This is a genomic window from Chitinophaga sp. ARDCPP14 (assembly GCF_051362515.1).
Lineage (GTDB): Bacteria > Bacteroidota > Bacteroidia > Chitinophagales > Chitinophagaceae > Chitinophaga.
Genome location: NZ_JBKIXB010000004.1, coordinates 640545 through 648565, shown reverse-complemented (window position 1 = coordinate 648565; position 8021 = coordinate 640545). Strand labels below are relative to the sequence as shown.

The 8021-nt window shown below is 43.8% G+C and carries 9 protein-coding genes; 5 read left to right on the top strand and 4 right to left on the bottom strand.

All coding sequences use genetic code 11. The features are described from left to right. A partial coding sequence (locus ACLHR0_RS15130) for an amino acid permease (RefSeq protein WP_436487596.1) occupies window positions 1-673 on the bottom strand: 673 nt, incomplete at its 3' end. A 198-nt stretch (window positions 674-871) separates the two neighbouring features. Between ACLHR0_RS15130 and ACLHR0_RS15125 the strand changes: the two genes are divergently transcribed. The 3 genes from ACLHR0_RS15125 (at window position 872) to ACLHR0_RS15115 (ending at window position 4215) form a co-directional block, all read left to right on the top strand. Continuing rightward, complete coding sequence (locus ACLHR0_RS15125; RefSeq protein ID WP_429051225.1) at window positions 872-2152, top strand: dicarboxylate/amino acid:cation symporter; 1281 nt, start codon at window positions 872-874, stop codon at window positions 2150-2152. 66 nt (window positions 2153-2218) lie between these two features. Beyond that, entirely contained in the window at window positions 2219-2902 is a 684-nt protein-coding gene (locus ACLHR0_RS15120; RefSeq protein WP_370912457.1) for a DedA family protein, read from the top strand. A gap of 77 nt (window positions 2903-2979) precedes the next feature. After that, entirely contained in the window at window positions 2980-4215 is a 1236-nt protein-coding gene (locus ACLHR0_RS15115) for an MFS transporter (protein WP_436487594.1), read from the top strand. Here ACLHR0_RS15115 and ACLHR0_RS15110 read toward each other — a convergent pair whose 3' ends face one another. From ACLHR0_RS15110 to ACLHR0_RS15100, 3 genes are all read right to left on the bottom strand, one after another. Continuing rightward, window positions 4216-4677, bottom strand: coding sequence for a MarR family winged helix-turn-helix transcriptional regulator (locus ACLHR0_RS15110; RefSeq protein ID WP_370912455.1), 462 nt, complete (start codon window positions 4675-4677; stop codon window positions 4216-4218). 323 nt (window positions 4678-5000) lie between these two features. Further along, complete coding sequence (gene mdh, locus ACLHR0_RS15105) at window positions 5001-5942, bottom strand: malate dehydrogenase (RefSeq protein WP_370912454.1); 942 nt, start codon at window positions 5940-5942, stop codon at window positions 5001-5003. Between the two features lie 98 nt (window positions 5943-6040). Continuing rightward, window positions 6041-6544: a peroxiredoxin family protein gene (locus ACLHR0_RS15100; protein ID WP_429051220.1), complete on the bottom strand. Its 504-nt coding sequence runs from the start codon at window positions 6542-6544 to the stop codon at window positions 6041-6043. Between the two features lie 189 nt (window positions 6545-6733). Here ACLHR0_RS15100 and efp point away from each other — a divergent pair, with 189 nt between their 5' ends. Together efp and accB are read left to right on the top strand one after the other, a co-directional pair. Continuing rightward, the gene (efp, locus tag ACLHR0_RS15095) at window positions 6734-7300 is read left to right on the top strand and encodes an elongation factor P (protein WP_370912452.1); all 567 of its coding nucleotides are present in this window, start codon (window positions 6734-6736) and stop codon (window positions 7298-7300) included. Window positions 7301-7436: 136 nt separating this feature from the next. Further along, window positions 7437-7916: an acetyl-CoA carboxylase biotin carboxyl carrier protein gene (accB, locus tag ACLHR0_RS15090; RefSeq protein ID WP_429051217.1), complete on the top strand. Its 480-nt coding sequence runs from the start codon at window positions 7437-7439 to the stop codon at window positions 7914-7916. Window positions 7917-8021: the final 105 nt, after the last annotated feature.

The window sequence follows — 8021 nt, the reverse complement described above, 5'->3', positions numbered from 1 at the left end:
CTCCAGGAATGGTAAATGGCGTATGGTTGGCAGGATTGATAAATTTCCATCCCAGGAAGATGAATAACATCACGATGGCTACTTTAGTGATAACAATGATGTTATTCACAATGGCAGAACCCTGTGTTCCCCTGATGAGCAGCAAAGTGAGCGCCAGCAGGATAAACAGCGATGGAACGTTCATGATACCCTGTACACCGGCATCAGAAGTTTCAAAAGGACTGTGACACCACTGGTACGGTATCGTGACATGAAAGACATTGGTAAGCAGCTTATTGAGATACTGCGACCAGCCAATAGCTACGGTAGCCGCTCCCAGCGCATATTCCAGCACAAGATCCCATCCAATGATCCAGGCAATAAATTCTCCCAGTGTGGCATAGGAATAGGTGTAGGCGCTTCCCGCAATAGGGATCATGGACGCAAATTCTGCGTAGCATAAACCAGCCAGCGCACAACCTATAGCAGCAATAATAAAGGAAATGGTGACAGCAGGTCCGGCATGTTGACCGGCAGCTGCAGCTGTTCTTACAAAGAGGCCGGCGCCAATAATAGCGCCAATACCTAATGCTATAAGAGAACCTGCACCAAGCGTCCTTTTCAGACCCTTTTCAGATTCTCCAGCTTCGGCCAATAAAACAGACAGTTGTTTTTTAGCAAAGAGTTTGCTCATACGCAGTCGTATTGTGGTTGATGTTTTAAGGTAGTTTAGTTGTTGTTGTATTTCTGTTGATCGCCAAATATAATATCTAAAATCAAAAACAGATAGTTTTATTTTACCTGCCAAAGCGCATGTTTAGCTGCTTAACCTTATTTTTGGGAAATTTTCCGGTTACAACTTTTAATTATTACAAGATAAATTCTGGCTAGCATGAAGAAATCATCGAATCTGCTTACTTTATATATATTCATTGCTATGGTAATCGGAATAGGCACTGGTTATGGTGTTTTCCTTACTTATGGCAATGCGCCTGTTACAACAGGAGCCAAGGATACCCCGCAGATCTTCGCTGATAATATCTCCATTCTTACCGATATCTTCCTGCGTCTTGTTAAAATGATCATTGCCCCGCTGGTATTTTCCACCCTCGTGGTGGGTGTGGCCAAGCTGGGCGACATAAAAGCTGTTGGCCGCATCGGCGGAAAAACAATGCTGTGGTTTATCAGTGCAACCTTTGTATCATTGTTTCTCGGCTTGGTATTGGTTAACCTGCTGAAACCAGGATTATCACTGGCATTGCCACTGCCTGATGAACATGCCTCTTCCGGCATCGCCAAGGCAGATATGACCCTGAAAGGATTTTTCCGCCATGTAGTACCGGATAGCGTAGTGGATGCAATGGCCCATAATGAAATACTGCAGATCGTGGTATTTGCCATTTTCTTCGGTGTAGCGGCGGCAGCCATAGGCGAAAAAGCCAACCCGGTAGTGAAACTGCTGGACAGCGTTGCCCATATCATGCTGAAAGTAACGGGTTTTGTAATGAACTTCGCCCCCTTCGCGGTATTTGGCGCTATGGCCGGTATCATTGCGCTGAAGGGCCCCATTGTACTGGTAACTTATGGTAAGTTTATTTTGCAGTTCTATTTTGGGCTGCTCTGTTTGTGGGTGGTTATTTCCCTGGTAGGAAGCCTGATCCTGGGCAAACGGGTATTCAAGCTCCTGGGAATGATTAAAGACCCGCTGCTACTGGCTTTTGGTACCGCCAGCAGTGAGGCGGCCTATCCGCGTACAATGGAAGAGCTGGAGAAGTTTGGTTGCGACAGCCGCATTGTTAGCTTTGTATTACCCCTGGGCTATTCCTTTAACCTGGATGGCTCCATGATGTATATGACCTTTGCCAGTTTATTTATTGCCCAGGCTTATGGTATGCACCTGAGCATCGACCAGCAGATTACCATGTTGCTGGTATTAATGATTACCAGTAAAGGCATTGCGGGCGTACCCCGTGCTTCCCTGGTGGTGATTGCAGGCACGCTGTCAATGTTCAAGATCCCCGAAGCCGGCCTTATACTGCTGCTGGGCGTGGATCATTTGCTGGACATGGGCCGTTCTGCCACAAATGTTATCGGAAACGCGATGGCTACCGCCGTTGTTTCCAAATGGGAAAATAAGCTTACGCCGCCAACAGAAGATGCTGCCAAAGCCTAACTTAACAAATGCGTAACAGTTTATTGATTATTTTACCACTTCAGAAATAGAAATAGCGTATTTAGCATGGACCAGATTATTGAGTTTTTTAAACACCTCATTAATCCCTCGTGGATTATTGAACATGGTGGCCTTTACCTGTTACTGGGAATTATTTTTGCAGAAACAGGTCTTTTCATTGGATTCTTTTTGCCAGGGGATTCCCTGCTCTTCGTAGCGGGTATCTACAGCGAAGACCTTTGCCGCAGCTTCTTTGATCTTCCATTTGTGGTGATTATGTTCCTGATTGCCACCGCCGGTGTGCTAGGAAATATGGTTGGCTTCTGGTTTGGTAAAAAATCCGGACCTATTTTATTTAAGAAGAAGGATACTTTCTTTTTCAGGAAGAAGCACCTGCACCAGGCCCATGAGTTTTTTGTAAAGTATGGCGGCGGCGCTATCTTCTTTGCCCGCTTCCTGCCTATCATCCGTACCTTTGCGCCTATAGTGGCGGGTATTGTGGGTATGGATGGTAAGAAATTCATGTTCTTTAATATAATCGGCTCCTTTGCATGGGTATTTTCCATGATGCTGGCGGGTCACTACCTGGATAAAGCCTTCCCCAACCTGAAAGATCACCTGGAACTGATCATCCTGGTCATAGTGGTGATCACTACTTTACCAGTACTTATTAAAGTAGTATTTGGTAAGGTAAAACAACAGCCGGCGCACACACCTGCTGAAACAGAAAAAACTGATTCTCCAATATAATTTTTTATATCTTTAAAAGGGCCTTTAAATGAGGCCCTTTTTTTTATTCCCGTTATTATCGTCAACCAAATTAAGAAATGAAAGCCGACAACCGTCCCGTCTCCATTTTCAACATTGCCGTTATAGTGGCATCACTGGGCTATTTCGTAGATATTTATGATCTCCTGCTGTTTACAATTGTAAGGGTTCCGAGTTTGAAATCACTGGGGCTGCCTGATAGTGAAATTGATGCCGGCGCCGGTATGCTGCTTATTAATATCCAGATGGTAGGATTGCTCATCGGGGGTATTTTCTGGGGTATTATCGGAGATAAAAAGGGGAGGCTGAGCGTTTTGTTCGGTTCTATCCTCATTTATTCTGTTGCCAATATTGCCAATGGTTTTGTTCAGGGGATCAACGGGTATGTGCTATGGCGCTTTGTGGCCGGCTTTGGGCTGGCGGGAGAGCTGGGCGCCGGTATTACGCTGGTATCGGAGATACTGCCAAAAGAGAAGCGGGGCTATGGTACCATGATTGTGGCTACTGTAGGGGTTTCCGGCGCAGTGGCTGCCAACCTGATTGCCAAGCTGGTAGGCGACTGGCGGATCTGTTATTTCATAGGCGGCGGTTTAGGACTGGCACTGCTGGTCCTGCGGGTTAGCGTAATGGAATCCCATTTATTTAATGTGGTGAAAAGTTCATCCGCTTCCAGGGGCAGTTTTATGGCTTTGTTTACTAACCGCGAGCGGTTTATCAAATACCTGAAATGTATGCTGCTGGGTACTCCTACCTGGTTTGTGGTAGGGATCCTCATTGCTTTTTCCAACAAGTTTGCCACTATGATGAACGTAAAAGGCGCCATCAGCCCCGGCGACGCGATAGCGTTTTGTTATGCAGGGCTGGTAGTAGGTGATTTCGCCTCCGGTTTGATCAGCCAGCTATGGAGAAGCCGCCGGAAGGTGATGTTATTGTTCCTCGTTTTCACCGGTATAATGGTAACTGTATATTTAAACCTGCATGGCGTAGAAACATGGGTGTTCTATACCGTATGTTGTATACTCGGTTTCAGCGTGGGCTTCTGGGCAATTTTTGTAACGATTGCAGCTGAAAGCTTTGGTACCAATCTGCGGGCTACCGTGGCTACTACTGTTCCGAATTTTGCGAGGGGAATGCTACCGTTGATCTCTATATTATTTATACAAGTACAGAAATATTTTACTTTCCTTCAAAGCGGGGCTATTGTGGCAGTGGTATGTATTGGCGTTGCGTTGATTACAGCCTGGAAGGTGGAAGAAACATTTGGCAAAGATCTTAACTACCTGGAAGAGATTTAATTAATGATAGCTATCCAGCATTTTATCCAGTAATTTATTCAGCTGGATAACCTCTTTTTCGTTTAACGACTGGAGTGTGTTGTCCAGCTGCCTGATTTCGGTATCGATTTCTTTCAGCAGTTGCAGGCCCTTATCGTTGATACGTACGTCTACTGCGCGCCTGTCCATTTCACTGTTCTTACGTTCTACCAGGTCTGCTTTGCGGAGCCTTTCCACCAGGCGCGATACGTCGCTCATTTTATCGAGCATTCTTTCCTTTAAGATGTTGATGCTGGCAGCCTGTGGATGCTGACCGCGAAGGATCCGCAGTATATTGAACTGCTGCATGGTGATTCCATAACGTTTAAAAAATTGCTGGTGACGGGACGTTATCCAGTTCCCGATGAAAATCAGGCTTATCAGGCCGCGCTGATTTTCGTTTTCAAATGTTTTCTGCGTAATCAGTTTTTCCAGGTTAGACATACATTCAGAGTTAAACCAAATTTTATGAAACTAATTAGAACTGCTTCATTTAGACGGCTTTAGCCAATACAGGATCGGGGTAAAATTACGAATAAATGTGGATTTATAGTCAGGATCGCCTTCGGCGATTTTAAATTGTCTTTCTCAGGATTACACTGATTAAACTGATTGTTTTGATTGATTACGTGTTGATTTTTTAAAGATTAAGGGAGATAACAGTGAGTATATCCGCTGTTATCTCCCTTAATCTTTAAAAAATCAAACAGGATCAAATCTGTATAATCTGTAAAATCAGCGTAATCCTGGGAAAGACAAAATCCGCATTACGCTGTAGCGGATTGCATTTTGTCCAGTACGTCCATTACTTCTTTAACGTGTTGTGCAGAGGTATTCAATAATTCTTTTTCGGCAGGATTGAGCTGTAGTTCGATGATCTTTTCGATGCCGTTCTTACCCAATACTACGGGTACACCCAGGTAAATATCTTTCAGTCCGTATTCGCCGGTAAGCCATGCGCAAACGGGGAAAATGCGTTTTTCATCTTTTACAATGGCTTCCACCATTTGTGCAGCGGCGGCGCCGGGTGCGTACCATGCAGAAGTACCGAGCAGGTTTACAATTTCACCACCGCCTACTTTTGTGCGCTGGATAATAGCATCCAGTTTTTCGGTGGCTACCAGTTCAGTTACCGGGATACCGCCAACGGTGGTATAACGGGGCAAAGGAACCATTGTATCGCCATGACCACCCATCAGGATCGCCTGGATGTCTTTGGGTGAGCAACCTATTTCATCAGCCAGGAAAGCGCGGTAACGGGCGGTATCCAGGATGCCTGCCATACCAAATACCTTGCTGCTGTTTTTCTTTGCAGTGAGATAGCTGCAATAGGTCATTACATCCAGCGGGTTGCTTACAATGATAATGATAGCATCCGGGGAATGTTTTGTAATATTTTCGGTAACCGATTTCACAATATTGGCATTGGTAGAAATCAGGTCGTCCCTGCTCATACCGGGTTTACGGGGAAGTCCGGAAGTAATTACCACTACATCGCTGTTCGCGGTTTTGGTGTAATCGTTGGTTACCCCTGTAATTTTGGTGCTGTAATAATCAATGGGAGCCTGCTGCCATGTGTCCAGCGCCTTACCTTCAGCCGTTCCTTCTTTAATATCCAATAAAACCACCTCCTGCAGAAAATCTTTGTGGGCCAGTACATTGGCACACGTTGCGCCTACATTCCCGGCTCCTACTACTGTAACTTTCATTTTGTCTTTAGCTTTAAAAGTGAAGAATGAATGTGATTGAACAAATGTAAGGATTCGGCCTTACAATAATCCGCTGGCGGCTACATTTTCACAAAGCATTATTTGTTGAGATAAAGCAGCAGGGAATCGAGCTTTACTGTTCCCTCAAAACCTTTTACAAACTGTTGTTTCTTATTATATATATACAAACCAGGGAAATAATGGAGGTCATAGAAGTACATGATCTGCCGGGAAGGTTCACTCGCCATAATGATGTTGGGATAGTTCTGGATCTTATAATGATCGTAATATTCCTTCATTTGTTCCACTTTGAAGGGAGTGACCATCACGATCTGTGTTTTTTTGAACTTGTCAATATTTTTCAGCATTTCCTCGGTGAGGTGTTTGCAGTGGTCACAGTCAACACTGAATACAAAGAGCATGGTCTTCTCATTTTTCTTCAGGTCGTTTTTGGTGATAGTGTGGCCATCAACAAGGCTCAACGGAAAAGCGGGGATGATCGGGTATTGTAAATAAGGTGCTTTGGTGCTGGAATTAGCAGGCGTTTGGGCCATCAAAAACACAGGTAAACAGCTTAAAATAACGAAAAACACGTAGCGCATACTTATAAAAGTTTCTTGATTTGAGTTTAAAATTACCGGATAAATGTCATTATTTGAATAAAAAAGCCGAAAATTGAGCCGAAAAGGGACTAATCTCTCTAATTTTGGGAATTAGTTGCTTGTTCATATGCGAAAATTTTTACTTTTGCAATCCGTATAAATTTTTAACTTAAAATCAGTAACCTATTTATGGCTACCACCGCAGATATCAGAACAGGATTAATTATCAAGCTGGATAACAGCTTGTATTCTGTTGTAGAGTTTGGTCAGAACAAAACCGCCCGTGCAGCCGCAAAGGTTTGGGCTAAATTGAAAGGCGTTGATAATAGCCGTTCCATTGAGCACACCTGGAACTCAGGTGATACTATCTTTCCAATCCGTATTGAGAAGAAACCTTTTCAGTATTTATATAAAGATGATACCGGCTACAATTTCATGGACAATGAAACATTTGAGCAGATCGCTATGCCGGAAACAGCAATCGATGCACCTCAGTTTCTGAAAGAAGGACAGGAAGTAAGTGTACAGATCAATACAGAAACTGAACAGTACATGGCTGTTGAACTGCCTGATAAAATTGTAGTACTGGTTACTTATTCTGAACCCGGTGTGAAAGGTGATACGGCTACCCGTACCCTGAAACCAGCTACCGTTGAAACCGGTGCCACTGTGATGGTTCCACTGTTTGTAGACGAAGGAGAACTGATCCGTGTAAACACCAAAAATGGTGAGTACATCGAAAGAGTAAAAGCATAAATAAATCATTTCTGAAATACTGGTTTTCAGAGAAAAGCAACTTTGTTTCAGAAAGATATGTTCTGAAACAAAGTTGCTGAATGCGTGAAAAAGTATTTGTCATATTCTATATATTTCTAAACCAAAAACTGTCTACATGGACTTTAAACAGATTCAGGAACTGGTAAAAATGATCAACAAATCAAATATCAGTGAACTGAGCATTGAACAGGACAAGTTTAAGATTACAATAAAGCAGAAGGATAATGAAGTTCAGCAGGTAATCACTGTTCCTGCAACCATGGCACCCGTTCAGGCAGTAGCCGCTGTAACTCCTGCAGCAGCTCCGGCCACCGCAGCATCAGCCGCTGCACCTGCTGCCCCTGCCAAAGCAGATAACCTGGTAACCATCAAATCTCCCATGATTGGTACCTTCTACCGCAGCGCCGGTCCGGATAAAGCACCATTCGTAAATGTTGGTGACGAAGTAACTTCCGGTAAAGTGGTGTGCATCATCGAAGCAATGAAGTTATTCAACGAAATAGAGAGTGAAGTAAGTGGGAAAATTGTGAAAGTACTGGTAGATGACGCTTCTCCGGTAGAATACGATCAACCTTTATTTTTAGTTGAACCATAATAATAGCCTTTACCCGTTAGCCTTTAGCTTTCAGACTTGCCAAATGGCAGTGCGCTGATGGCTAAAGGCTAACAGCTAAATGCTAACAGCTATTATTAAACTTAT

What these genes read in the sequence shown, in the direction of transcription:
- ACLHR0_RS15125 (WP_429051225.1), top strand. Translation starts at nt 872, where the DNA reads ATGAAGAAATCATCGAATCTGCTTACTTTATATATATTCATTGCTATG.
- ACLHR0_RS15120 (WP_370912457.1), top strand. Translation starts at nt 2,219, where the DNA reads ATGGACCAGATTATTGAGTTTTTTAAACACCTCATTAATCCCTCGTGG.
- ACLHR0_RS15115 (WP_436487594.1), top strand. Translation starts at nt 2,980, where the DNA reads ATGAAAGCCGACAACCGTCCCGTCTCCATTTTCAACATTGCCGTTATA.
- ACLHR0_RS15110 (WP_370912455.1), bottom strand. Translation starts at nt 4,677, where the DNA reads ATGTCTAACCTGGAAAAACTGATTACGCAGAAAACATTTGAAAACGAA.
- mdh (WP_370912454.1), bottom strand. Translation starts at nt 5,942, where the DNA reads ATGAAAGTTACAGTAGTAGGAGCCGGGAATGTAGGCGCAACGTGTGCC.
- ACLHR0_RS15100 (WP_429051220.1), bottom strand. Translation starts at nt 6,544, where the DNA reads ATGCGCTACGTGTTTTTCGTTATTTTAAGCTGTTTACCTGTGTTTTTG.
- efp (WP_370912452.1), top strand. Translation starts at nt 6,734, where the DNA reads ATGGCTACCACCGCAGATATCAGAACAGGATTAATTATCAAGCTGGAT.
- accB (WP_429051217.1), top strand. Translation starts at nt 7,437, where the DNA reads ATGGACTTTAAACAGATTCAGGAACTGGTAAAAATGATCAACAAATCA.